This is a genomic window from bacterium, assembly GCA_024742285.1.
Lineage (GTDB): Bacteria > Myxococcota_A > UBA9160 > UBA9160 > UBA4427 > UBA4427.
The window spans coordinates 82,417-106,944 of sequence record JANSYR010000020.1 but is presented as its reverse complement, the minus strand read 5'-3'; the positions used below and the strand labels follow the sequence as shown (position 1 = coordinate 106,944).

The following is a 24,528-nucleotide window of genomic DNA, read 5'->3' as shown; positions in this document are numbered from 1 at the left end:
TGCGCCTGCTCGCCGAGCGGGCGGATCCGCGATGCCGGCCCCGTGAGAGTGTCCACTCCCGGTCTCGTTTCGCGTGATCGTCGTGAACGCTCGTACCTGTTTCCAGCCGACCGAGAGGGACCGAACCCGAGGTGCATTCTTCGGTCCACGCCCCAAGTCGAGAGCCGCGCAGCGCCGCCCCCAGAAGCGAGCCCTCAGCGCAAGACGCGCCCCCGAAAGGGCGCGTCGAGAGGCACGTCGCGCCGATCGGTAATCAATCGGATCGCGCGATCCGCGCCCGCGCGCGCCGTGCCGACGAGGTCTCCGCGTAGTTCTCGACGACCACGTGATAGAGGCGCAGGGCCTCGTCCTCGCGGCGCATGTTCTCGAGGCAGACGCCGAGGCGATAGAGCGCCTTCGCGTCCATTCCGAGGCCCGGATACTCGTCGAGGACCCGGCGATAGCGCGCCGCCGCCGACTGCCAGTGGGTCCGGTCGAGATAGAAGTCGGCGATGTGCAGCATGTTCTGGGCGAGCCGAGTGCGCAGCGAGACCATCATCTCCTCGCCTTCGCGCGTCTCTTCCGCGTACGGGTGGTTGCGGATCAGCTTTTCGAGCGCCGCGGTCGCCTCGAAGGTCGAGCTCTGGTCGCGATCGACGGATTCGATCTGGTTGTAGTGGCACTTCGCCGCGCGGAGCAGGGCGTAGGGGACCTTCGAATGCTGTGGATGGAGGTCGGCGAAATCCTGGTAGTAGGAGAGGGCTTCCTCGAAGCGGTCGTCCGCGAAGTAGGCATCGGCGATCTTGAGCTGGGCGCGCTCCTCGTAGTCGCTGTACGGGTAGTTGTCGATGATCGCCTGGAACTTCTCGATCGCGGCGTCGTAGTCGGTGTTCGGGAAGATGCCGAGGATCCGGCGGCCCTTGAGGATCTCGAGCCCGTCCGCGTAGAGCTCCTCCGCCGGCTTCACCTCTTCGAAGGTGACCGTGTCGCCCGCGCAGCCGGCGAGGGCGACCGCGGCGGCGGCAGCCAGGAGGATGGGCCGCAGTCCGCGCAGGGGGCGGACGGGCGCACGCGTTCGGGCTCGGGAAGGGACGATCGGCGACAAGGTGGCTCTCCGGGGGCGCAGCCTATCCGGGCGCGTTGAACCGGTCAATTCGACCCACTCGAAGGGCGGGGGGTTCCCGTCCCTGCGCGGAATCGGGTCCGGGGGTGCCCTCGGTGGACGGATTCCCCCGGTCGCTGCTAGTGTGCGGCGCCCCATATTCCCCGTCGCCCCCGATCACATCAGGGCCGAACCGGTCGCCCCCCGCGCGGCGCCGTTCCGACGGGTCAACGGAGAACGAAGACATGGATCGAGAATCGGTGGAACGCCTGCGTTTCGATCGACGGCTCAGCAGCCGGCGCGACTGGGTGGAGCAGACGGACGTCGACGCCCACCTCGAGGCCCTGCCCGACGTGACGGACAAGATGACGACCGCGGCCGAGCTCGAGGCCGAGGAAGAAGCCGCCCGCGCGAACGCCGACAGCGCTGGTGCAGAAGCGCCGGCCGCGACGCCCGAGCCGGCGGCGCCGACCTTCGGCGGTCCGACGACCGTCGGTGGCGGCGGCTTCGGTGGCGACGGCACGTCCTTCGGCGGCTAGCCCGCGGCGCGGAGCCAGCCGCTTCGCGCTCCCGAGACCATGATCAAGGAGAAGCTGGGCCACCGCATCGACGGGTGGATCCACACGGCCTTCCCCTTCCTGTTCTGGCGTCCGATCTCGCCGGACGTGATGACCGTCTTCGGCACCCTCGTGGCCGGCGCTGCGGGACTCGCCTTCGCCTCGGGTGCGCTCCGGACCGGGGGCTGCCTGCTGATCGCGGGCGGCTTCTTCGATCTCGTCGACGGCGTCGTCGCGCGCCATTTCGGGATCGCCACCCGCTTCGGCGCCTTCCTCGACTCCTCTCTCGATCGTGTCGTGGACATCCTCGCGATGCTCGGCCTCGTGGTCTTCTACGAGCGATCGGGGGAGGTCGGCTGGGCGGGGCTGTGCGCGCTCGTCCTGGTCGCCACGGTCCTCACGTCCTACGCGAAGGCGCGGGCGGAGCTCCTGATCGACCGGATGCCCGGTGGGTTCCTGGAGCGGGGCGAGCGGATCGGGCTGCTCGCGATCGGGAGCCTGACCGGCTGGCTCGAGCCCGTCCTCCTCCTGCTCGCGGTCGGCTCGTGCGTGACGGTCGGGCAACGCTTCCTCTACGCTTACCGCGAGATGGGGCGCCTGGATCGCGAGGACGGGGAATCGCCGGCCGATCGCGCCACGCCTTCGGAGGAGCGCTGAACACCATGGCCGATCAGGAAGACGCAGGTCTGCCCCGGGTCGACTTCTCGACCTTCGCGCTGTCGTTGGGGACGACGGCGCTCTATCAGCTCGGGGCGGTGCCGGACCCGGCGACCGGCGAGACGGTCGAGGCGGACCCGCTCGTCGCCCAGCAGACGATCGACACGCTCGAGATGATCCGGGACAAGACCCGGGGCAACCTCGACGAGGAGGAGCGGAAGCTGATCGACTCGCTCCTCTACGAGCTGCGGATGCGCTTCGTCGAGACGGAGCGGTGAGCCCGAGCGCCGATCCGGATCGCCAGCTCACGCTCCGCGCCCCCGCCAAGGTCAATCTCGGCCTGCGGCTCACCGGGCTCCGCGACGACGGGTACCACCTGCTCGAGAGCCTCTTCGTGCCGCTCGGCCTCGCCGACGAGATCGAGCTGCGCTGGTGGGCAGAGGCGGCCACGGAGACCTGGCTCCACGTCGAATCGCCGCCGGAGGCCGGGTTGTCCCGCGACCTCGCCGCCGTGACCGGCGGGCCGGACAATCTGGTCGTGCGGGCGATCGATCGGTTTCGGGACGTCTACGGGCTCGCGGGCCGGGTCGAGGTCCGGCTGCGCAAGTGGATCCCGGCCGGTGCGGGGCTCGGCGGCGGGTCGAGCGACGCCGGTACGGTGCTCAGCGCGCTCTCGGAGCTGATCGGGGGCGCTCCGGCCGATCTGGCCGAGGTCGCGCTCGGACTCGGGGCGGACGTGCCGTACTTCCTGGCGCCGGAGCCGGCGCTGGTCACCGGGATCGGGGAGCAGATCGAGCCCATGGCGGGGGTTCCGGCCCTCGATCTCGTCCTGGCCAATCCCGGGATTTCCGTCGCAACGGCGGAGGTCTACCGAGTTGCCGACGTGCTGCAGGATTCGTTGACGGCTTCGGGGGCAGGTTCTACGATGCGGGCGATTTCGGGACTGGCGGGCGAAACGGGGGCTTGGAGACACGCCCTCGGGGAGCTGCTGGTCAACGATCTCGAACCCGCCGCGATTCGCCTGTGCCCCCCGATCGGTCGATGGCTCGACCGTCTCCGTGAGGCCGGCGCGATCGGCGTCGGGATGTCCGGGAGCGGGGGCACGGTCTTCGGCGTCTTCCAGAACGCGACCGACGCCGAAGAAGCGGCGGCCGCACTGAAGCGACCGGGCCCTTCCTCCGATCCGAAAGACACGTCGAACGAAGACGACGCCTGGCTCTGTGTGACGCGGGTCGTCTCGGGCAACTGACTGGATACGAAACGTTTTCTTGGGGCGTCGCCAAATGGTAAGGCAGCGGCCTTTGGAGCCGCCATTTGTAGGTTCGAATCCTACCGCCCCAGCCACTCTGACCAAGTGAAAGGGACGGTTGGGCGCCTAAGACGCAACTGAGCCGCGATGCGGCGCCGACCGTGACCGGCCGCTGGCCCACCACGACTCTCTGACCGACCAAGCAATGGGCAACACCACCCAGAAGGCGAGACGCATGCAGGATCTCAAGCTGTTCAGTGGGAACGCGAACGTCGCGCTCGCCCGTTCGGTGGCGGCGTATCTCGACATCGAGCTCGGACGCGCCGAGGTCGGGACGTTCAGCGATGGCGAGTGCGCGATCGAGATCGGCGAGAACGTGCGCGGACTCGACTGCTTCACGCTGCAGTCGACCTGCGCGCCGCAGAACACCCACCTGATGGAGATGCTCATCATGATCGACGCGCTGAAGCGCGCGTCGGCCCGCCGCATCACCGCGGTCATCCCCTACTACGGCTACGCCCGCCAGGACCGTAAGGTCCGGCCCCGCGTGCCGATCACGGCGAAGCTCTGCGCGGATCTGATCCAGACCGCCGGCGCGGATCGCCTGCTCTGCATGGACCTCCACTCCGGCCAGATCCAGGGTTTCTTCAACATTCCGGTCGACAACCTCTACTCGACTCGCCTCATGCTCGACGCGATCGAGCGCCGCATCGGTTCGAACGTGACGGTCGTGTCGCCGGACGCCGGCGGCACCGAGCGCGCCCGGGCCTACGCGAAGCGGCTCGGCGCCAATCTGGCGATCATCGACAAGCGCCGCGAGGTCGCGAACGTCGCCGAGGTCATGAACATCATCGGCAACGTGCAGGGCCAGACCTGCATCATCGTGGACGACATGGTCGACACCGCCGGCACGCTCTGCGAAGCGGCTCGCAGCCTGATCGACGAGGGCGCGACCGCGGTTCACGCCGCGATCACGCACCCGGTGCTCTCCGGCCCCGCGCTCAAGCGGATCGCCGAATCGCCGCTCGACCAGGTGATCGTCACCGACACCATCCCGCTCCGCCCCGACGCGGTGGACATGGGCAAGCTTCACGTCGTCTCGGTCGCCGCTCCGATCGGCGAGGCGATTCGACGGATCAACAACGAGGAGAGCGTCAGCTCCCTCTTCTAGACCTTCCATCCCAGAACGGTGCGCCGACGCAGGTGGTCGGTTGCGCTTCACAGGGACGACCGAGAGGTCGGTCTCGACGACATCCTCGGCTCTTGTTCCGAGGATGGCCGGACCGACGAGGAGAACGACATGGGTGATGTGAGTTTCGCTGTCGAGGCGCGGGAGACGCGCGGCAAGGGCGCGGCGCGCGAGCTGCGACGAAGGGGCTTGGTGCCGGCGGTGGTCTATGGCGGGGGCCGTGAGGCGACCGCGATCCAGATCGACTCGGCGGGCTTCGAGCGGCTGATCGAGACGAGCCACGCCGGCGTGAACACGCTGATCGATCTGGAGGGATCCGACGCCGGCGGCAAGACGGTGATCGCGAAGGAGCTCCAGCGCGAGGCCGTGCGCGGCAAGCTGGTCCACGTCGACTTCTACGAGGTCGACCTCACGACGAAGATCGAGGTCTCGGTCCCGATCCACCTCACCGGCACCCCGGCGGGCGTCGTCCTCGGTGGCGTGCTCGACCAGCAGATGCGCGAGGTCACCCTCATGTGCCTGCCGAACGCGATTCCGGACGACGTCGAGGCGGACGTGTCGGGCATGGAGCTCGGTGACTCGCTCCACGTGCGCGACCTCGGCGTCGCCGACGGGATCGACATGGCGACGGAAGGCGAGCTGACCGTGGCGACCGTCCTCATTCCGCGCGGTCTCCGCGATTCGGCCAACGAGGACGAGGAAGGCGGCGAAGAGGCGGCCGAGGCCGGCGGCGACGACGCACCGGCGGACGACGGCGACGGCGACGGCGGCAGCGACGACTGATCGGCGGCGGCAGCCACGTCGGCAGCGACGACGGATCGGCGGTCGCCCGGGTTCGCTCGGGCGGCACGGCGATTCGACGCGTCCCCGACGGGTCGCGCGATTCAGTCTCTCGGAACCGGTCGTTCCCGGTGCTCTTCCTCGACCTCGGGGACGAGCGGGTCGACGCTCGACGTCGTCGTGCTCACGAGCAGGGCGTCGGTGAAGGCGATGCGGTCCGCTTCGGCGGGCCGCGCGCGGAGCGGCATGCGCACGATCACGTAGAGGACCAGCGCTCCGTGGATCGCCGCGGTGAGAGCGAACAGGGCACTCGCGCCCCAGGCGTGCATCAACGTGGAGGCGACGAGCGGGCCGACGACGGCCCCCGTCGCGAAGACGAGAAGCAACCCGCTGGCGGCTTCCACGTACCGGGCGGGCTCCACGAAGTCGTTCGTGTGGGCGACCGAGATCGCGTAGAGGGGGAAGGCGAAGACGCCGTACCCCGCCGCCGCGATCCATGGCCACGGAGTCGCCGCGGCCTGGGCGAGCCCCGACAGGGCGAGTCCAAAGGCCGCCGCCCCGAGTCCGGCGGCCTGGATCACGCGTCGGCGGTCGATCCGGTCGGAGAGGGTCCCGAGCGGCCACTGCCCGATCGCGCCGCCGACCACCGCCGCGCTCATGAAGAGCGCGACCTGCGTCTCCTTGCCGCCGCCCGACTGGACGAAGAGCGGCGAGAGGGACCAGAACGAGCCATTCGTCAGACCGACCACGAGACAGCCTGCGACACCGATCGGCGAGGTCCGGTAGAGGTGAGCGAAATCGATGCGTGCCGATTCGATCGGACCGGGTGCGTCGGCACGGGTGAGCGCGAGCGGAACGGCCGAGAGAGAGATCAGGATCGACGCCGCTGCGAAGAGCGGGAACCGGGACGGCTCGTCGAGCACCAGCAGCATCTGACCGATCGTGATCACGGAGAGCTGGATGATCGTGTAGATCGAGAAGACGAGCCCGCGCTCTTCGTTGCTCGACTTCTCGTTCAGCCAGCTCTCGATGATCATGAAGAGCGTGGCGAAGCAGATGCCGGTGATGACGCGCAGGACCCACCACACCGCTGGTTCGGTCACGATCGCGTGCGCAAGCACGGTGGTCGAGGCGATCGCGACGACGGCGGCGAAGGCGCGGATGTGTCCTGCCCGCTCGACGATGCGTGGTCCGGCGAAGCAGCCGCCGGCGAATCCCAGGAAGTAGGCGGAGCCCAGAACGCCCAGCGACGTCGGCGAGAAGCCCTCGAGGGCGCCTCGAACCGGGAGCAGCGTGCCCTGCAGGCCGTTGCCCATCAGCAGCAGTGAGGTACTCGCCAGCAGCGCGAGAATCGGCGCGATCAAGCGGGTCATGTCGTCGAAGGCCGTCGCCTGGCAGGGAACGCCGGCGGGCGCGCTCGCTCCGTTCGTCGGCTCGCCCGCTCGCGTAGATCGCGTCGAAGACCACGAGGCGTTCCGTCGGGCCGCGGACGCTACTCCAGTCGGATCCGATACGCTCCCGCGTGGCGTGCGCCCGGGCGGAGGCGTCCAGCGTGGACGGTCCGGGTGCGTCGTCGACACATCGGCCTGTGCGATGGCCGTGCCGGCAGGAGGAAGCGTTGAGCGGCGGGTGGCGTGACTTCGTTCGGGGGCTCCTGCGCGCGTTCTCGGGTTCGCGGGCGTCCGGATCCGAGCAGGCGGTCGACCGCGACGCAGCCCATGTCGCGGCCCGGCCCGCGTGGCTGATCGTCGGTCTCGGCAATCCCGGGCCCGAGTACGCCCACACGCGTCACAACGCCGGCTTCCTCGTGCTCGAGCGACTGGCGGTGCGCCAGTCGGCCGATTGGTCCGACGACACGGCGCTCGAGGCCCGCGTCGCGAGGGTGACGCTCGGGGGCGCGCCTGCGCTCCTTCTCGCACCCCAGACCTATATGAACCGCTCCGGTCGGAGCGTGGCGGCGGCGCTCGAACGGTGGTCGGCGCTCGACCCCTCGCGTGACCTCGTCGTCGTCTATGACGACCTGGATCTGCCGACGGGACGGATCAGGCTGCGGCCGTCCGGCGGCGCCGGGGGCCATCGCGGCATGGGGGACATCCAGACGGTCCTCGAGACCCGGGCGATTCGGCGGCTGCGATTCGGCGTCGGGCATCCGGGGCAGGGCGGACAGGCCGTGGTCGATTACGTGCTCTCGCCGTTCCCCGGCGAGGAGGAGGCCGTCCTCGAGGAGGCGATCGAGCGGGCCGCCGACGCGATCGAGGGGATTGCGGCGGACGGATTCGAGCCCGCCATGGGAACATTCAACGCCCGATCGTAGATTGTCCGGATCCATTCGATCCGTTTTATCCGGACAATTGGGATTGTCGGGTCTTTGTCCGGCTGATACTGTCCGCCTTCATGGCGTCCCCCAGCGCACAGACCCATCTCGCGATCGACGAAGCGAGTCCGGAGCCCGCGTACCAGCAGATCGCGCGGCAGCTCCGGCAGTCGATCGAGTCCGGCGGCCGGGAGCCCGGCGAGCGGCTCCCGGCCATCCGGACCCTCGCCGGCGAGCTCGGTGTCCATCGGGACACGGTCGCCCTCGCCTACGAATCCCTCGCCGAGGAGGGGTGGGTCGAGGCGCGCGTCGGCGCCGGCACCTTCGTGCGCTCGACGCTGGTCTCCTGGGCCGAGGCCGCGCGCAACGGCGCCTCCGGGGGCTCGGGGGGCGCGGTCTCGCACGAGCGCGCGGATCGGGAGATCGAGCTCGCGCTGTCGCCGCAGGTCGAGCGGCTGATCACGCTCGAGAATCTGCGCCCGCGCTTCGCGCCGGACGGGGACACGGTCGCCCTCCACCGCCTGATCCCCGACCCGCGCTTCTATCCGATCGACGAGTTCCGTGCGTGCGTCGACGCGGCGCTCCGCGAAGAGGGGGCCGAGCTGTTCTCCTACGCCTCGCCGGAGGGGGACGTCGAGCTGCGTCGGGCGATGTCCGAACGCTTCGGTCTCTTCGGCATCCGCCACGCCGCCGAGGAGCACGTGCTCTGTCACGGGGCGAGTCAGGGCATCTCGCTCGCGCTGCGGCTCTTCACGCAGCCCGGAGATCAGGTCGCCGTCGAGGTGCCGACCTACGCGAACGTGCTCTCGTCCTTCGCGGGGCTCGGGCTGACCGCGGCGCCGGTCGCGATGGACGAAGAGGGCGCCGAGCCCGAGTCCCTCGACCGGGTGCTCGCGAAGCCCGAGGTGAAGGCCTTCTACACGATCCCGAGCTTCCACAATCCGCTCGGGACCACGACCAGCCTCGCGCGCCGCAAGCAGATCCTCGAGATCGCGGAGCGGCACGGCGTTCCGGTGATCGAAGACGGGTTCGAGCTCGACCTGCGCTTCCGCGGTGAAGAGATCCCGCCGCTCGCCGCCCTCGACGAGGCGGGGCTCGTCGTCCTGCTCTTCTCGTTCTCGAAGTCGCTCTTCCCCGGCGTGCGCGTCGGTTCGCTCTCGGCGCGGGGGCGCGTCCTGGAAGGGCTCGTCGCGCTCAAGCACGCGACGGATCTCTCCGACGCGATGCTGCTCCAGGCGGGGCTCTCCCGCTTCGTGCGATCCGGTGGCTACGACCGGCATCTTGCGAGGATTCGCAAGGTGCTGCGTGCGCGACATGCGGCGCTCGAAGAAGCGTTGTCGAAGTCGATGCCGGCGGGTACGCGATGGACGACCCCCGATGGCGGCTACCAGCTCTGGGTCGAGCTGCCGGACGGGATCGACACGCGTGACCTGCTGCCCGAAGCGGCGCGGGCGGGTGTGCTCTTCTCGCCGGGCACGCTCTTCATGCCCGATGCGCGGCCGTCGAGCGCGCTTCGGCTGACCGTCGCGGCCGCCAACGAAGACGAGATCGCGCGGGGTGTCGCGGCCCTGGGCGAAGTCGTGGAGCGATCCCGGGATGCCCGCCGATCGGCGGGACGACGACCCGGCAACCACCTCTGACCACTCACCCAGTTCTTTCAAGGAGAACCCCATGTCCGAACACAATGGAGCCAATGGCAACGGCGCGCTGCGCCGAGGGGCGGATGCCTTCGAGTTGAAGGTCGGCCTCGCCGAGATGATGAAGAACGGCGTGATCATGGACGTCGTCGACCCGGAGCAGGCGAAGATCGCCGAGGAAGCGGGCGCCTGCGCCGTGATGGCGCTCGAGCGCGTCCCCTCCGACATCCGCAAGGACGGCGGCGTCGCGCGGATGAGCGCCATCGAGATGATCGAGGGCATCCAGAAGTGCGTCTCGATCCCCGTGATGGCGAAGGTCCGGATCGGTCACATCTCCGAGGCGCGAGTCCTCGAAGCCATGGGCGTCGACTTCATCGACGAGAGCGAGGTCCTCACCCCCGCCGACGACGAGCACCACATCGCGAAGCACGACTACCGCGTGCCCTTCGTCTGCGGCGCACGGAACCTCGGCGAGGCGCTGCGGCGCGTGGGCGAGGGCGCGGCGATGATCCGCACGAAGGGGGAGGCCGGCAGCGGCAACATCGTCGAAGCGGTGCGCCACCTGCGCACGGTCTGCGGCGAGATCCGCGCCGTCCAGGCGCTCCCGGAAGAAGAGCTGATGTCGACTGCGCGCGACATGGGCGCGCCGCACGCGCTCGTCCAGTACGTGCACGAGCACGGCAAGCTCCCGGTCCCGAACTTCGCGGCCGGTGGCGTCGCCACGCCGGCGGACGCGGCCCTCTGTCGCCAGCTCGGCGCCGAAGCCGTCTTCGTCGGCTCGGGCATCTTCAAGAGCGCGGATCCGGAGAAGCGCGCTCGGGCCGTCGTGCATGCCTGCACCCATTGGGACGACCCGGAAGAGGTGCTGAACGCGTCGCGCGGTCTCGGCAGCGCGATGGAGGGGCTCGAGATGGAGACCCTCGCGGAGAGCGAGCGCCTCGCGAACCGCGGCTGGTAGTCGCGGCGCCGCCGACCCGGGACCTCCGGGTCGGCGGCGTCACCGGTCTGGAGATCGACGTGTCCGCTTCCCCTCCGATCGTCGGCGTCCTGGGCATCCAGGGCGACATCGAGAAACACCTCGCGGCCCTGGAGCGCCTCGGCGCGGAAGGACGGCGTGTCCTCGCCCCGAAGCACCTCGCGGGGCTCGCGGGGCTGATCCTGCCCGGCGGTGAGAGCACGACGATCTCGAAGGGACTCGTCCGACACGAGCTGGTCAAGCCGATCCAGGAGTTCGCCGAGGCGGGCGGGGCGGTCCTGGGCACGTGTGCGGGGGCGATCCTGCTCTCGCGCGAGTCCCGGAATCATCCGGTGCCGACCCTCGGGCTCGTCGACGTCGAGGCCGAGCGGAACGCCTACGGCACGCAGGCCGATTCCTTCGTGGCGCCCGCCGACCCCGACCCGGCCGGCGACTTCGCGGACATGGAGTGCGTCTTCATCCGCGCGCCCCTGCTGCACGCGCCGGGGGAGGGCGTCGAAGTGCTCGCGCGCGTCGACGGGGCGCCCGTGTTGGTGCGACAGGGCAACCGCTTCGCCTGCACGTTCCATCCGGAGCTGACCGAGGACCTGCGGGTCCACGCGTTGCTGCTCGAGGGCTGAGGACGCGGGGCTCGGCGGGAGCGCGTGCAGCGCCTCGGACCCGCGGCGCGGGCGCGTGGCCCGGACGTCGACTCCGTCGTGGCCGCATCCCGAACCGTCGACGGCACGGTCACGGTGGCGAAGCCGAGCGGAGACTTCAGGCGTCGCTCGCGAGCGCCTCTTCGAGCCTCTTCCGCTCCGCTACGCGGTGACGCACCTGGGTGTACAGCCGCGGCAGGTCGTCCCCGAGCTCGAAGTCGATGAGGGGCGTCAGCGTGGCGGCGTAGTCTTCGAGGGTCTCGATCCGTCGTTCGGCCAGCGTGCCGTTCTCGATCACGATGGCCGTCAGGTCGCGGAGCCCGCGGATGCGCTCCGGGTCGCGGCGGAACGTCATGGCGAGGGCCCGAAAGACCGACTCCTCTCCGTCCTGGAGCTGCGCGCTGGTCGGCGCGTAGTCTTCGAGAGCCCAGGGCTTCTCCTGGAAGTCGAAGTTCTTCGCCAGGCCATGCTCGTGGTTGTGGAAGCGCCACCAGCTCCCGTCGGCCCGCTCCAGACCGAACGCGAACGCGCCCTCGGACCAACGCCTCGCTTCGAGCGGGAACGGGTGGAAGGGGCCGTCGCCGAGGCCGACGTCCGCGATCATCGGTCGTTCGAGATCGACGAGCAGGACCATGTGATTGCCCACGGATTCGTCGCCGAGGCGATCGCGGTAGACGCCGCCGCCGAGTCGGTCGACCCGGAAGCCGATCTCCCGGAGCACGCACGAGAAGAGCCCGTTCATCTCGTAGCACCAGCCGCCGCGGTGCTCGTCCACGAGGCGCCGCTGCCAGCGCTCCGGATCCATGGACTTTCGCTGGCCCAGCTGGATGTCGAGGTTCTCGTACGGGAAGGTCCGGAGGTGCGCCTCGTGGAGCCGGATGAGGGTGTCCTCGTCGGTCCGGAGCGGCCCGGAGACGCCGACCCGGTCGAGGTAGGGCGTGATGTCCATGGTCGGAAGGGTGGCCTGCCCGAGGGGGCGCGGCCAGTCCGGCCGGGAGCGGGGAATCCGCTGTAGATTCGGGGGGTTGAATCGCGATCGCGGCCCTTGTCCGGATGTGCGTACCTGTGGTACCCATAGGCGCTTCCGACAGCGGGGTGGGCCGCCGTTCTGGCCTGCACGCCCCTTCAATCAACCCATCACCTCGGTCATCCATTCGATCCGCGGAAACCCGCCGCGGCTCGGCTCCGTGCGCTCCGGTGAGTCGCACGGTGGAAAACAAGGATGGCCCGGTCAGCTCTTCTTCTCCGATGCTCCGATGCGACGGAAATGGAGAGGGCGGCCGTCCAGGAGGAACGTCTTGCGGGAATACGAAACGACATTCATCGTCCAGCCCGAGATCTCGGACGAAGGCAGCCAGGCCATCCTGTCGAAGCTCGACGGGGTCCTCGACGCCGGCAGCTCTACGCGGCTCATGTGTGAGGATCACGGCAAGCGCAAGCTCGCCTACGAGATCCGCAAGTTCCACAAGGGCCACTACTACACGCTCCAGTTCCTCGACGACGGCGCCGTCGTCCCGGACATCGAGCGCGCCCTGCGCCTCGAGGAGTCGGTGCTTCGCTTCCTGACGATCCTCGTGACCGAGGAAGTCGAGGACGTCGAAGGACGCAAGACCGTGGCCGCCGAGGCCGAGGTCGAGCAGCAGAAGCGCGCCGCCGAGCGCGCCCAGCGCGAGGCCGAGGAAGCCGCGGCCCGCCGCGAGCAGGAAGAGGCCGAGCGCCAGGCTGCGGCCGAAGCCGCTGCTGCGGCCGCCACCGCCGGCGAAGCTGCCGAAGGTGAAGGTGATGGTGATGGAGAAGGCGAAGGCGAGGCCGCGCCGGCCGCCGAAGCGCCGTCCGAAGAGCCCGCCGCGCCGGCCGAAGAAACCCCCGCTGCCGATGAGGAGAAGCAGTCGTGAGCGAAGACACGCCGCAGCCGCCCAGCGGCCCCGCCGCTGGTGGCAACCCGACCCCGCCCTCCGGCCCTGCCGGCGGATCGACTCCGCCGTCCGGCCCGGCTGGCGGCCCGCCCTCCGGCCCCGCTGGTGGCCCGCCGTCCGGTCCCCGTGGTGGACCGGGAGGCCCGCCCGCGGGTCCCGCCGCCGACCGCGACCGCCCCCCGCGCCGCGAGGACCGCGGTGATCGACCCGACCGAGGAGATCGAGGGGACCGTGGTGACCGACCGGAGCGACCCGCCCGGGCGCCGCTGACCGTGAAGGGGCGCCTGCGCGCCGCCGCGCGGAAGAAGGCCCGCAAGCAGGCCAAGCGCAAGGGCATGTTCCAGCGCCGCAAGGTCTGTCGCTTCTGCGCCGACAAGAACCTGACGATCTCCTACAAGGACGTGAAGACGCTGCGCCTGTTCATCACGGAGACCGGGAAGATGACGCCGCGGCGCATCTCCGGGACCTGTGCGAAGCACCAGCGCGGTCTCGCGATCGAGATCAAGCGCGCCCGGCAGCTCGCGATGCTGCCCATGGCGCCCTCGCACTTCTAATTCGATCGCTTCGCGACGCTCCACTTTCGATCGCTTCGCGATCGAGGCACGCATGCCGGACGGGGTGAGTCGCGACGCAACAAGGAGATCGACATGGGCACGGTCCAGGTCATCCTCAGCGAAGACGTGCACGCCCTCGGTGACGCGGGAGACATCGTCTCGGTCAAGCCGGGCTACGCGCGCAACTTCCTCATTCCGCAGGGCAAGGCGATGATCGCCACCGCCGAGCGCGTGAACGAGGTCCAGCACCAGAAGCGGGTCATCAACGAGAAGCTCGCGAAGGAGCTGTCGGACCTGAACGCCGTCAAGGCGAAGCTCCACGGCATGAAGCTCGAGACCGTGGCCCAGGCCGGCGACGAAGGGAAGCTCTTCGGTTCGGTCACGGCCGCGAACCTCGCGGAGCTGATCGCCGAGCAGGGGCTCGAGGTCGACAAGCGCAAGATCCAGCTCTCCGAGCCGATCAAGACCGTCGGCGAGCACACGGTCGCCGTCCGCCTGCGCAGCGACGTCATGGCCGACTTCAAGGTCACCGTCCTCGCCGCGAGTGCACCGCCGCCGTCGGCGGAGGTCACGGACGAAGGGGCGAGTGGCAGCCTCGGCGCCGAGCCCGGAGCGCCCGCCGCGGAGGCCTCGGCCGACGACGGCGACGACGAGACGAAGAACGAGGACTGAGTCCTTCCCTCGCTTCGAACGATCGAACGCCCGTCCCGCGAGAGCGGGGCGGGCGTTTTCGTTCGTGCGGCCCTCGGTCCCGTCGTGCCGCAGCGGTCCGGCGCGGATATGCCAAGCTCCGGGAGCAACGAACGGAGGAGGAGCGAAGGCATGGCCGCATTCGAAGGACGCAGGCTTCGCGGATCGATCACCCGATTCGGGCGGTGGCTCGCGAGCGTCGCGGTGGTGGCCTGGGGCCTCGCCTGCGTCGTCGTCCCGGGCGTCGATCAGGCCCCCGAGACGATCGGCCAGGCCGCGCAGACCTCGATCACGGAGGCGATGCAGGCCGCCGTCGATCGCGGCGCGGTCGGCGGGGTCGTCACGCTGGTCCATCACCGGGGCGAGGTCGTCCACGCGGCGGCGGTCGGGCTCCAGGATCCGGCCGCCGGAATCGCGATGCAGCGGGATTCGATCTTTCGGATCGCGTCGATGACGAAGCCGATCACCGCGGTCGCGACGATGATCCTCGTGGACGAGGGCAGGCTCCGGCTCGACGACGCCATCGACCCCTGGCTGCCCGAGCTCGCCGCGCCGACGGTCCTCCGGGATCCCACGGCGGCGCTGGAAACCGCGGTGCCCGCGGCGCGGTCGATCCGGGTCGTCGACCTGTTGACCCACAGCGCGGGCATCGCCACGCCGAGAACGCCGGAGGGGCCGCTGCGCAGGGCGCTGATGGCGGCCGACGCGAAGAACGCGGCGGGCTACGACGCGTGGTTGTCCTGGGTCGGCGCGCTCCCGCTCGCGGCCGAGCCCGGGAGCACGTTCCTCTACGGAAACTCCTTCGACGTGTTGGGCATCCTCGTCGAGCGGGTCTCCGGTCAGAAGTATCCCGACTTCGTCCGCGAACGGATCTTCGCGCCGCTCGGGATGGTCGATACCGATTTCAGGATCCCCGAGGCCAAGCTCGGTCGCTTCGCTCGCCTGCAGGACCTGGGCAGCGTGCCCCCTTCGTGGATTCCCTCCGAGGCGGAGATCCCCGGCTTTCCCGCCGCGGCGGGGGGGCTCTACTCGACCGCCGACGACTACCTGCGCTTCGCTCGCATGCTGCACGGGGGCGGACGACTCGGCGAGGTGCGGATCCTCTCCGAGGCATCGGTCGCCACGATGACCCGCAACCACCTCTCGGCGGACCAGCGTCGCGGCGAACCCTTCGCGAACCAGGTCGATTTCTGGGCGGGGCAGGGCTTCGGACTCGGCGTCGCCGTCAAGGAGATCGAAGGTGTCGCGACCGCCGAGCTGGGCGTCGCCTCCATCGGGGCCTTCGCCTGGCCCGGCATCTTCGGGACCTGGTGGCAGGTCGACCCCGCCCTCGATCTGATCCTGGTCTTCATGGTCCCGGGCGGAGAGGCGCGCCCCGTCCGTTGGGCCTTCCAGGCGGCCGTCTACGAGGCGCTCTCCGCGGATCCTCGTCTCGCGACCGACGGACCTGCGAGTCGGGCGCGCCCGGACGGGTCGGGTGCGTCCCGGATTTCGATACGCTCGGGAGAGGATCCTTCCTTCCCCAGCGCGAACCCTTCGGAGAGATCATGAGCGAGACCGAAAAATCCCAGGCGATCGAACAGGGCCGCATGACGATCTTCACCGCCGCCTCGGCGCCGACGCTCGAAGAGGCCGGCATGATGGACGCGATGTCCTTCACCGAGGAGGGCGCCGACGACACTCCGGCGACCGAGCGCGAGATGGAGCGGATGGTCGCCGCGGGGAAGCTCACGGTCCCGTTCCGGCAGCAGGGGCCGGGCGGCCTCAGCCTCGTCGAGATCGACTTCGCGCCCGGCTACGTCCTGCCCCGGCACAGCCATTCGTCCGATTGCCTCTACTACATCGTGTCCGGGGGCATCGTCATGGGGAAGCGGGAGCTCGGACCCGGCGACGGGTTCTTTCTTCCGGCCGAGCAGGTCTACGCCTATCGCGCGGGGCCCGACGGCGTGAAGCTGCTCGAGTTCCGGACCGAGTCCGCCTTCGACATGAAGGTCTTCGAGAAGGACATGGCTCGCTACCGTGCGAAGGCGATGGAATCCATGGAAGCGGCGGGTCGATAGAGGCTTCGATCGAGTCGCCCATCCCACCCCCTAGGGCGGGTGGTATCATGCGAGATCGCACCCCTCCCGCGGCGTCGATCGATCGTGCCGGAGCAGGCTGCGGGGCCCGCTGACGGGCACCCACGCGCGTGGAGCGCGTCCGGGTTCAGAGGGACGGGTGAGCAGGGGAGTTCCATTGGCCGACTTCGGTAGGGACGGGGATCGCGAAGGACGAGGAGGGACCCGCGGAGGCGACGATCGGCGGAGCTACGGCCGCGGGCGAGGCGACTCCGTCCGAGACGTCGGGATCGAAGAGCTCTCCGGCCGCGTCCCGCCCCACGACATCGAAGCCGAGAAGGCCGTCCTCTCCGCGATCCTGCTCGACAACGACGCGATCCACGCGGTCGTGACCGAGGTCGGTGAGGACGATTTCTACCACCCGTCCCACCAGATGCTCTACCGCTCGATGACGCGGCTGCGCGACGACAACGAGCCGGTCGACTTGACCACCCTGGCTGCCTACCTGAAGGGGGAGTCGCTCCTCGACAGCGTCGGCGGCCCGGTCGCCCTGGCGGAGATCGCCGACTACGAGGCGACCCCGGCGAACATCGTCCACTACGCGAAGATCGTCCGCGAGTGCGCGATCAAGCGCCATCTGATCTCGACCGCCTCCGAAATCGTGGCCCTCGGCTACGAGGCCGGGGAGCAGGCGAACTCGCTCCTCGACGAAGCGGAGAGCAAGATCTTCGCGCTCTCGAAGGAGAAGGCGAGCTCGAGCCTATCGCCCATGTCCGTCGAGATGCACGACGCGGTCAATCACATCGACATGCTGATGAACCGGTCGGGCGAGCTGACGGGGCTCACCACGGGCTACGAGAAGCTCGACGAGATGACGGGCGGGCTGCAGGGCGGCGACCTCTTCATCCTCGCGGCGCGGCCTTCGATGGGGAAGACCGCCTTCGCGCTCAACGTCGGCCGCAACATGGCGATCGACCACGGCAAGAAGGTCGCGATCTTCTCGCTCGAGATGACGACCCGCTCGCTCGTCATGCGCATGCTCTCCACCGACTCCCAGGTGGACTTCGGTCTCTTCCGGAGCGGGCTGATCTCGACGGAGGCCCACTCGCGGCTGATGACCGCGGCGGGGCGACTCGCGGAGGCCGGGATCTGGATCGACGACACGGGCGCCGCCTCCGTGCTCGAGATGCGCGCCAAGTGTCGGCGGCTCCACTCGATGAGCGGCCTCGACTGCGTGATCGTCGACTACCTCCAGCTCGCCCGCGGCGACCGCAACACCCAGAGCCGCGAGCAGGAGATCTCGGAGATCTCGCGCGGCTTGAAGGGCCTGGCGAAGGAGCTCGACGTGCCCGTGATCGCGCTCTCCCAGCTGAATCGCGGACCGGAGACGCGCAAGGACGACAAGCGACCGATGCTCGCCGACCTGCGCGAGTCCGGCGCGATCGAGCAGGACGCGGACGTGATCGCCTTCATCTACCGGGACATCGTCTACAACAAAGAGACGGAGTACGAGAACCTCGCCGAGCTGATCATCGCCAAGCAGCGCAACGGTCCGACGGGCACGGTCAAGCTCGAGTTCGAAGGCCGCTTCGCGCAGTTCCGCGACTGGCCGCTCTCGGACAACCCCTACGAGGACGCGCCCGGTGGCGACTTCGCCCCGCCGCCGCCGGACGACGGCGGATACGGGGGGCCGGACGTTTTCGGCGGGGCCGGTGGCGACGGCTTCGGCTCGGATACGGAGCCGGCCTTCTAGATGCCGAGCCTTCGACGACCTCGCGCGATCCGACCCGGCGCGCGCATCGCCCTCGCCGCGCCGGCCGGGCCGCTCGATCCCGATGCCCTCGAGAGCGGGCGCACGCGACTGCGCGGCCTCGGCTTCGAGGTCGTGACTCGGGACGACGTCCTCGATCGCGACGGCTACCTGGCCGGCTCGGACGCGCGCCGCGCCGACGAGCTGATGGGGTTCGTGAACGATCCCGACGTGGACGCGATCGTCTGCGCGCGCGGCGGCTACGGCTGCCACCGGATCATCGAACGGCTCGACGCCGACGCCTTTCGCAAGGCCGCCAAGCCCCTCGTCGGCTACAGCGACATCACGACCCTGCTGCTCTGGCAGCGCAAGAAGGCGGGGCTGCTCGGGATCCACGGTCCGATGTGCGAGAAGCCGGGAACCCTGGACGGCGAGGCGGGCTCGGCGCTCGTGCGCGCGCTCCAGGGGACGGGGCCCTTGCCGCGCTACGAGGGCAAGACGATGGCCGACGGCTGGGGGGAAGGGCGCCTCGTCGGCGGCTCGCTGACGGTCTGCGTGGCGAGTCTCGGGACGCCCTGGGAGATCGACACGCGGGACTCGATCCTGATGCTCGAGGACGTGACCGAGCTCCCGTACCGCGTCGATCGGATGCTCCAGCAGCTGAAGGCGGCCGGAAAGCTCGATCGGTTGGTCGGTGTGGCCCTCGGCAGCTTCACCGACTGCGACGACGAGCGGGCCCCGGAGTGGACGGTGGAGCGCCTCTGCGAGGAGGTCTTCGGGCCCCTCGGCGTGCCCGTGGTCGCCGGGCTGCCCTTCGGTCACGGCGCCGAGAACCGCCCCTGGCCCTTCGCCGGACGGGCGGCCCTCGACGGGGCGCGGGGTGAGCTCGAGCTTCTGGAAGCCGCGGTCACTTCGCGGTAGGGTCCGCGTCGAACGGGGGGGTAGGCACGCATGAAGCGGAGTCTGATCGAGCGCAAGCTCGGCAAGGTCGAGACCGCGCTCGACAAGGCGATCGAGAAGCAGGAGATCCCGGGCGCGGTCGTGCTGGCCCGGATGCCGCGCGAGGGCGAGATCCTCGAGTACGCCTGGGTCCGCGGGCTCGCGGCGGCGCGGCCCGAGCGGCTGCCGATGCGCCGGGACACGATCTTCGACCTCGCATCGCTGACGAAGCCGATCGCGACCACGACGGCGATCATGCTGCTCGTCGAAGAGGGCTCGATCGCCCTCGACGACCCGGTCGCGAAGGTCCTGCCGACGTTCGCCGAACGAGGGAAGGAGGAGGTCACGATCCGCCACCTCCTGACGCACTCCGCGGGCCTCAAGCCCGTCCGTGAGTTCCACGATCTGCTGATCCAGAAGGAACGCAAGACCGGCGAACGCCTGATCGGGACGCCCGAGGGCAAGGCCTGGATCGTCGACCGCGTGCTGCGAAGCGCGCCGGTCCACGAGCCCGGGGCCGCGGCCGTCTACGGCGATCTCAACTTCATCACGCTGTCGGCCCTCGTCGAAGAGGTGGCCAAGCAGCCCTTCGACGAGTTCTGCGAGTCGCGGATCTTCACGCGCCTCGGGCTCGTCGATACGCGCTTCTTCCCGATCCCCGTCGACGGCTCCCAGGCGGCGCCCGAGGCGATCCGCCGCCGGGTCGCGGCGACCGAGAACTGTGCCTGGCGCGAACGGATCGTCTGGGGCGAGGTCCACGACCCGAACTGCTCCGCGATGGGCGGCGTCGCGGGCCACGCCGGCCTCTTTTCCACCGCCGACGACGTGATGCGCTTCGGTCAGCTCTTCCTCGACGCGTTTCACGGGCGGAACGAGTCGCTTCCGCCGGAGCGGGTCCGCGAGTTCTGCGAGAAGCAGTCCCTGCCCGAGTCCTCGGACTGGGCGCTCGGCTGGGATACCCCGACCAAGGGCGTGTCGACCTCCGGCGAGCTCTTCAGCGAAAAGTCGGTCGGCCACACCGGCTTCACGGGAACGTCGCTCTGGATCGATCTCGAGCGCGAGCTGATCGTCGTGATGCTCACGAACCGGATCCATCAGGTCGTGAAGCGGAGCAAGTTCACCCTCCGGCCGAAGATCCACGACGCGATCGTCGACGCCTTCACGGCGGGTTGAGGCCAGCGATGGGCGTCGCGACGCCGGACCCTCAGCGACCCTTCGACGCCGACGCCCTCCGCCGCGTCCACTTCGTCGCGATCGGCGGGACGGGCATGGGTTCGCTCGCCGGACTCGTCAAGGCGCGCGGGATCGAGGTCACGGGCTCGGACAAGAAGCTCTACCCGCCGATGTCGACGGCGCTGGCGGATTGGGGGATCACGCCCCACGAGGGCTTCGACCCGGCGCATCTCGAGCCCGGGCCGAGCGGTCTCGCGCCGGACCTGGTCGTGATCGGCAACGCGGTCCGCGCGGACAACCCGGAAGCGGTCGCTGCGATCGATTCCGGTGTGCCCTACCGCTCCTTCTCCGATGCCCTCTACGAGCTCGCGATCGCGCGGCGCCACTGCATCACGGTCAGCGGGACCCACGGGAAGACGACGACGACGAACCTGGCGGCGCAGCTGCTTCTCGCGACGGGCCGAGAGCCGTCGCTCCTCGTCGGCGGGATCAGCCTCGACTTCGACGGCTCCTTCCGCGAAGGGGAGGGCGAGCACTTCGTGGTGGAAGGCGACGAGTACGACACGGCCTTCTTCGACAAGACGCCCAAATTCCTGCACTACAAGCCGGACACCCTGATCCTGACCTCCGTCGAGTTCGACCATGCGGACATCTACCGCGACCTCGATCACGTGAAGGAGGCGTTCCGCGAGCTCGTCGGGAGTCTCGCGCCGGACGCCCGGATCGTGGCGGCGCTCGCCCACGACGGCGTGCGCGACGTGGTCTCGGACGCGGCCTGCCCGGTCGTGGGCTACGGGGTCGAGCGCTCCCCGGGCGAGATACCGCCGGAGGGCATCGTCTGGTGGGCCTCCGAGCTGACGCCGGAAGCCGGCGGTCTGCGCTTCACCCTGACCGATCGCGCCTCCGGCGAACGCCACTCGATCATGAGCCCGCTCTTCGGTGCCCACAACGCGGAAAACGTCGCCGGCGTCTTCGCGGCCCTCACGGCGGAGGGGGTTCCGGTCGCGGAGCTGGCCGCCGCACTTCCCCACCATCAGGGCGTGAAGCGACGCCAGGAGGTCCGCGGCGTCGCCGCCGGCGTCACGGTCATCGACGACTTCGCCCACCATCCGACCGCCGTGAAGGGCACGATCGAAGCGATCGCCCAGCGCCACGTGGGAAGCCGAGTCGTCGCGCTCCTCGAGCCGCGCACGAACACGAGCCGGCGGAAGCTCTTCCAGGACGACTACGTCGACGCGCTGATGGCGGCGGATCGCACCGCGATCGCGGAGGTGGGCGACGATCCGATCTACAGCATCACGGGCGAAGTGAGCGAGACGCTCTCGGCCCGGGCCGTCGCCGAGGAGCTGCGGGCGCGCGGGCGCGATGCCGCCGCCTTCGCCGGAATCGACGAGATCGTGGACTGGGTCGTGTCGGGGCGGCGCGACGGGGACGTCGTGCTCGTGATGAGCAACGGGGCCTTCGGCGGGATCTGGGAGAAGCTGCTCGCCGCGCTCGAGGCGGCGGACTGACGCGAACGGGCCCGGATGAGGACGTTAGAACGTCTCTCCCGCCCAGAACGCTTCCACCCGACGGGCGTCGATCGGCACGCTCATCATGCGAGAGATGCGTCGATCCTCGATCGTCGCGACGACGAGGAAACGCGTGTCGAGCTCGTCGTCCCCGCGCTGGGCCTGAGAGCGACAGATCACGGCGGCGCGACGGTGGCTGACCATGATGTCCTCGACCTCGGTCGCGACCCCGGTCTCGCCGAACTCGCCGAGGTCCGCGAGGTACTCGAAGATCTCGTCGGCGCCCTTGATCTCGCCCTGCCATGGTCCGGCGCCCATCACGTGCCAGACGATGTCGTCCGACCAGAGGGCGCGCAGCGTCTGGCGATCGCCTTCGCTGGCGGCCTGAAGGCAGTGGTGCATGAGGAGCGAGTTGGGATGCTCGATCATCATCCTCTCCTGGGTTCGACGACTTCGAGGGAACGACTCGGACCGGCCTGGAGCCATTCCAGGCGTTTGGCGACGGTGGCGCGGTAGCTGCTTGTACGGCAATCGGTCGGATGGAGGATTCGTCGCGGGTCTCTGAGCTCGTTCCTGACGGTTCGTCGAATCGGGCGCAGCTCGACTATACCCCGGTCCTTCCCCGATGCGGGGAAGAATCTTCGTGATTCGCATAAGATCTCGCCGTGTCCGCCTCAACACATCAGAATGTCGGTCTGGCGCACGTCGCCGACGCACTTGCTAGGCGATACGTGTTCGACGAACTAGGCAGAATTACCGGGTGCCACGATCGCCACGGCGGGGGAACGCCCCGCTTCGTGTTAGGGCGCGCACGAGAGGGCGTGGTCTGGCGCTTTCGATCCGGTCTCGAGCCGGGCCTGGTGGTCGAAATCGGGCGGCTCGCGGCGCGAGAGAAGGGATTTCCCATCGACGGAGAGCGCGCGCAGGCGCCGGAACGACTGGCCGAGATCGCGAAGAGGATCGATCGACACGATCGAATGCACTCGGCTGAGGGGCACTCCCCGCAGATTCTCGCACGCGAAGACGAAGGGCGTCGAACGCCCGACGCCCCGGCCGTGCGACACCACTGGGTGTCACACGAAGCGAAGGTGGTCGGCGAGCTCTGGACGATCGACTGAGCGTCGGCGGCGGGTGGGACTACGGCTCCCGCCGTGCTGCCCGGCGCCTACTCGACCGGGACGCCCCCTCGCGTCCAGCCGAACGCCTCGACCATCGCGTGGTAGATGTAGTGCTGCTCGCGGACGCCGTGGAAGAGTGCCGCGCGTGCGCCGGTCGCGTAGATCGGAACGTCTTCGCCGGCGTGGGTCTCGCTGGCGAGGGGGACGGTCGCTTCCTGGAGGAAGGACGCCTCCTCCGTATCGACGTCGCCGAGATCCGGCCGCCCCTCCGCGATCCCCTGGAAGCTGCAGGGACCCGCCATCGACTGGCAGGGCCTGTGTCCCCAGGTGTGCGCGCCTTCTTCCTGGTCGTCGCTCGCCCCGGTGTAGCCGGGCCCGTTCGCGTAGGAGAGCGTCGTGTAGGGAAGCCCGAGGCCGTCCTTGCCCTCGACGTCCCCCGTTCCGCGGATCCAGTCGACGCCGACGACCTTGCCGAGGATCGGGTTGCCCCGCTTCGGGTAGCCCGAGAGCGTGAGCGTGTGGCTGTGGTCGGCGGTCACGACGATCAGCGTCTCGGCGAGATCGACCTTCGCGACCGCCGTCCGCACGGCGTCGGACAGGGCGATCGTGTCGTCGAGGGCGCGCCGGGCGTTGCCGGCATGGTGTCCGTGATCGATCCGGCCGGCTTCGACCATTAGGAAGAAGCCGTCGCCATCCCGGGCGAGCACGTCGATCGCGAGGCCCGTCATCTCGGCGAGGCTCGGCTCGCCTTCCTCGTCGCTCGCCCGGTCGGTCTCCCAGTTCATGTCGCCGGGCTCGAAGAGGCCGAGGACCGGGCCGGTCGTGGCGGGATCGATCGCGTCGAACTGGGCCTGGTTCCAGACGTAGCGGGCCCCTTCGCGGCCGGCGACCCACTCCGCCGGCAGGTCGCGTCCATCGGCCCGCTCGCCGGGACGCTTCGCGTCTTCGGGGTCCGCCTGCCCGGCCGGGAAGAAATGGCGCCGCCCGCCGCCGAGCGCGATCTCGAGACCATCCCCCCGGCCCGGAAGACCGCCGAACTCGACGAGCTGCCGCGCGATGTCCGGGAAGCCCGCTTCCCGGGCCGCCGGAGTCATCCGGCGGTCGCTCTCCCAGAACCGGAAGGGCACGTGCGCGTAGCACCCCGCCGGCGTCGCGTGGGTCACGGTCGCGGTCGAGACGACGCCGGTCGCGAGGCCCCTTGCCTCGGCCTCCTCGAGGATGGTCGCCACGCGCGCCGCCTCGACGCTCGTGTGGTCGCCGCGACGGATCGTCTCGTCGACGCCGAGCACGCCGGTCACGGTCTTCAGGCCGGAGACCATGGCGGTCATCGTCGAGGCGGAGTCCGAGACCTGTGCATCGACGTTGTAGGTCTTGGAGAAGGCGACGTTCGGGAACGCGTCGAACGAGAGACGGTGGTCCTCGCCGGGGCCGCCCTGGCGCTGGCCTTCGAGGATCCGGGCGGCGGTCACGGTCGTGATCCCCATGCCGTCGCCGATGAAGAGGATCACGTTCTTCGCGGCGGGACGATCGGCCACGAGGGGCGCCGCCGCGCCGACGGCCCGTCGTCCCGCGGCGAACCAGGCGTTGTCCTCGCGCGGGTCCGGCATCGACGCGGGGCTCGCGTCGTCGCGCGACGAGGCGAATCGGGCGCCCTCGGGCCCGAGGCAGCCGCTCGTCATGAGCGTGGCCAGTACGAGGGCGAGTAAGGGGGCGAGGGCGGGCTCGCGAAGCATGGGGTCCCT

General features: G+C 69.7%; 24 protein-coding genes and 1 tRNA gene. 20 read left to right on the top strand and 5 right to left on the bottom strand.

Features of this window, described 5'->3' with window-relative positions; genetic code table 11:
• Positions 1 to 253: 253 nt before the first annotated feature.
• A complete protein-coding gene (locus tag NXI30_26315; GenBank protein ID MCR9097748.1) occupies positions 254 to 1,084 on the bottom strand; it encodes an outer membrane protein assembly factor BamD in 831 nt (276 codons plus the stop codon).
• Positions 1,085 to 1,326: 242 nt separating this feature from the next.
• Here NXI30_26315 and NXI30_26310 point away from each other — a divergent pair, with 242 nt between their 5' ends.
• The 7 genes from NXI30_26310 to NXI30_26280 all read left to right on the top strand — a co-directional run bounded on the left by NXI30_26310 (position 1,327) and on the right by NXI30_26280 (position 5,516).
• The gene (locus NXI30_26310; protein MCR9097747.1) at positions 1,327 to 1,620 is read left to right on the top strand and encodes a hypothetical protein; all 294 of its coding nucleotides are present in this window, start codon (positions 1,327 to 1,329) and stop codon (positions 1,618 to 1,620) included.
• 39 nt (positions 1,621 to 1,659) lie between these two features.
• On the top strand, positions 1,660 to 2,295 hold the full coding sequence (locus tag NXI30_26305) for a CDP-alcohol phosphatidyltransferase family protein (protein ID MCR9097746.1): 636 nt from the start codon (positions 1,660 to 1,662) through the stop codon (positions 2,293 to 2,295).
• A 5-nt stretch (positions 2,296 to 2,300) separates the two neighbouring features.
• A complete protein-coding gene (locus NXI30_26300; GenBank protein ID MCR9097745.1) occupies positions 2,301 to 2,573 on the top strand; it encodes a DUF1844 domain-containing protein in 273 nt (90 codons plus the stop codon).
• Complete coding sequence (locus NXI30_26295) at positions 2,570 to 3,544, top strand: 4-(cytidine 5'-diphospho)-2-C-methyl-D-erythritol kinase (protein MCR9097744.1); 975 nt, start codon at positions 2,570 to 2,572, stop codon at positions 3,542 to 3,544. The genes NXI30_26300 and NXI30_26295 overlap by 4 nt, the downstream gene beginning before the upstream one ends.
• Positions 3,545 to 3,564: 20 nt before the next feature.
• A tRNA-Gln gene (locus tag NXI30_26290) sits at positions 3,565 to 3,639 on the top strand.
• Positions 3,640 to 3,779: 140 nt separating this feature from the next.
• Entirely contained in the window at positions 3,780 to 4,715 is a 936-nt protein-coding gene (locus NXI30_26285) for a ribose-phosphate pyrophosphokinase (protein ID MCR9097743.1), read from the top strand.
• Between the two features lie 129 nt (positions 4,716 to 4,844).
• On the top strand, positions 4,845 to 5,516 hold the full coding sequence (locus NXI30_26280) for a 50S ribosomal protein L25 (GenBank protein MCR9097742.1): 672 nt from the start codon (positions 4,845 to 4,847) through the stop codon (positions 5,514 to 5,516).
• 101 nt (positions 5,517 to 5,617) lie between these two features.
• On the opposite strand, the gene NXI30_26275 is transcribed toward NXI30_26280, so the two are convergent.
• A complete protein-coding gene (locus tag NXI30_26275) occupies positions 5,618 to 6,886 on the bottom strand; it encodes an MFS transporter (GenBank protein MCR9097741.1) in 1,269 nt (422 codons plus the stop codon).
• 368 nt (positions 6,887 to 7,254) lie between these two features.
• Between NXI30_26275 and pth the strand changes: the two genes are divergently transcribed.
• From pth to pdxT, 4 genes are all read left to right on the top strand, one after another.
• Positions 7,255 to 7,827, top strand: coding sequence for an aminoacyl-tRNA hydrolase (pth, locus tag NXI30_26270; protein ID MCR9097740.1), 573 nt, complete (start codon positions 7,255 to 7,257; stop codon positions 7,825 to 7,827).
• Between the two features lie 80 nt (positions 7,828 to 7,907).
• Positions 7,908 to 9,467 (top strand): PLP-dependent aminotransferase family protein, encoded by a 1,560-nt coding sequence (locus NXI30_26265; GenBank protein ID MCR9097739.1) that lies wholly within the window; start codon positions 7,908 to 7,910, stop codon positions 9,465 to 9,467.
• 31 nt (positions 9,468 to 9,498) lie between these two features.
• Complete coding sequence (gene pdxS / locus NXI30_26260) at positions 9,499 to 10,422, top strand: pyridoxal 5'-phosphate synthase lyase subunit PdxS (GenBank protein MCR9097738.1); 924 nt, start codon at positions 9,499 to 9,501, stop codon at positions 10,420 to 10,422.
• 59 nt (positions 10,423 to 10,481) lie between these two features.
• Positions 10,482 to 11,060, top strand: a complete 579-nt coding sequence (gene pdxT / locus NXI30_26255; GenBank protein MCR9097737.1) for a pyridoxal 5'-phosphate synthase glutaminase subunit PdxT — start codon at positions 10,482 to 10,484, stop codon at positions 11,058 to 11,060.
• Positions 11,061 to 11,196: 136 nt separating this feature from the next.
• On the opposite strand, the gene NXI30_26250 is transcribed toward pdxT, so the two are convergent.
• Entirely contained in the window at positions 11,197 to 12,027 is an 831-nt protein-coding gene (locus NXI30_26250) for an arylamine N-acetyltransferase (protein MCR9097736.1), read from the bottom strand.
• Positions 12,028 to 12,376: 349 nt separating this feature from the next.
• Here NXI30_26250 and rpsF point away from each other — a divergent pair, with 349 nt between their 5' ends.
• From rpsF to NXI30_26205, 9 genes are all read left to right on the top strand, one after another.
• On the top strand, positions 12,377 to 12,973 hold the full coding sequence (gene rpsF, locus NXI30_26245; protein ID MCR9097735.1) for a 30S ribosomal protein S6: 597 nt from the start codon (positions 12,377 to 12,379) through the stop codon (positions 12,971 to 12,973).
• Between the two features lie 305 nt (positions 12,974 to 13,278).
• Positions 13,279 to 13,548 carry a 30S ribosomal protein S18 gene (rpsR, locus tag NXI30_26240; GenBank protein ID MCR9097734.1) on the top strand — a complete coding sequence of 90 codons (270 nt, stop codon included), beginning with the start codon at positions 13,279 to 13,281 and terminating at the stop codon, positions 13,546 to 13,548.
• 93 nt (positions 13,549 to 13,641) lie between these two features.
• Positions 13,642 to 14,220, top strand: coding sequence for a 50S ribosomal protein L9 (rplI, locus tag NXI30_26235; protein ID MCR9097733.1), 579 nt, complete (start codon positions 13,642 to 13,644; stop codon positions 14,218 to 14,220).
• A gap of 150 nt (positions 14,221 to 14,370) precedes the next feature.
• Positions 14,371 to 15,789: a beta-lactamase family protein gene (locus NXI30_26230; protein MCR9097732.1), complete on the top strand. Its 1,419-nt coding sequence runs from the start codon at positions 14,371 to 14,373 to the stop codon at positions 15,787 to 15,789.
• Positions 15,786 to 16,298 carry a hypothetical protein gene (locus NXI30_26225; protein ID MCR9097731.1) on the top strand — a complete coding sequence of 171 codons (513 nt, stop codon included), beginning with the start codon at positions 15,786 to 15,788 and terminating at the stop codon, positions 16,296 to 16,298. The genes NXI30_26230 and NXI30_26225 overlap by 4 nt, the downstream gene beginning before the upstream one ends.
• Before the next feature lie 175 nt (positions 16,299 to 16,473).
• Positions 16,474 to 18,048, top strand: a complete 1,575-nt coding sequence (gene dnaB, locus NXI30_26220) for a replicative DNA helicase (protein ID MCR9097730.1) — start codon at positions 16,474 to 16,476, stop codon at positions 18,046 to 18,048.
• On the top strand, positions 18,049 to 18,966 hold the full coding sequence (locus NXI30_26215) for an LD-carboxypeptidase (GenBank protein MCR9097729.1): 918 nt from the start codon (positions 18,049 to 18,051) through the stop codon (positions 18,964 to 18,966).
• 30 nt (positions 18,967 to 18,996) lie between these two features.
• Positions 18,997 to 20,157, top strand: a complete 1,161-nt coding sequence (locus tag NXI30_26210; GenBank protein ID MCR9097728.1) for a beta-lactamase family protein — start codon at positions 18,997 to 18,999, stop codon at positions 20,155 to 20,157.
• 8 nt (positions 20,158 to 20,165) lie between these two features.
• Positions 20,166 to 21,668 carry a Mur ligase family protein gene (locus NXI30_26205; protein ID MCR9097727.1) on the top strand — a complete coding sequence of 501 codons (1,503 nt, stop codon included), beginning with the start codon at positions 20,166 to 20,168 and terminating at the stop codon, positions 21,666 to 21,668.
• Positions 21,669 to 21,692: 24 nt separating this feature from the next.
• On the opposite strand, the gene NXI30_26200 is transcribed toward NXI30_26205, so the two are convergent.
• Together NXI30_26200 and NXI30_26195 are read right to left on the bottom strand one after the other, a co-directional pair.
• A complete protein-coding gene (locus NXI30_26200) occupies positions 21,693 to 22,097 on the bottom strand; it encodes a nuclear transport factor 2 family protein (GenBank protein MCR9097726.1) in 405 nt (134 codons plus the stop codon).
• A gap of 736 nt (positions 22,098 to 22,833) precedes the next feature.
• Positions 22,834 to 24,519: an alkaline phosphatase gene (locus tag NXI30_26195; protein ID MCR9097725.1), complete on the bottom strand. Its 1,686-nt coding sequence runs from the start codon at positions 24,517 to 24,519 to the stop codon at positions 22,834 to 22,836.
• Between the last annotated feature and the right edge of the window lie 9 nt (positions 24,520 to 24,528).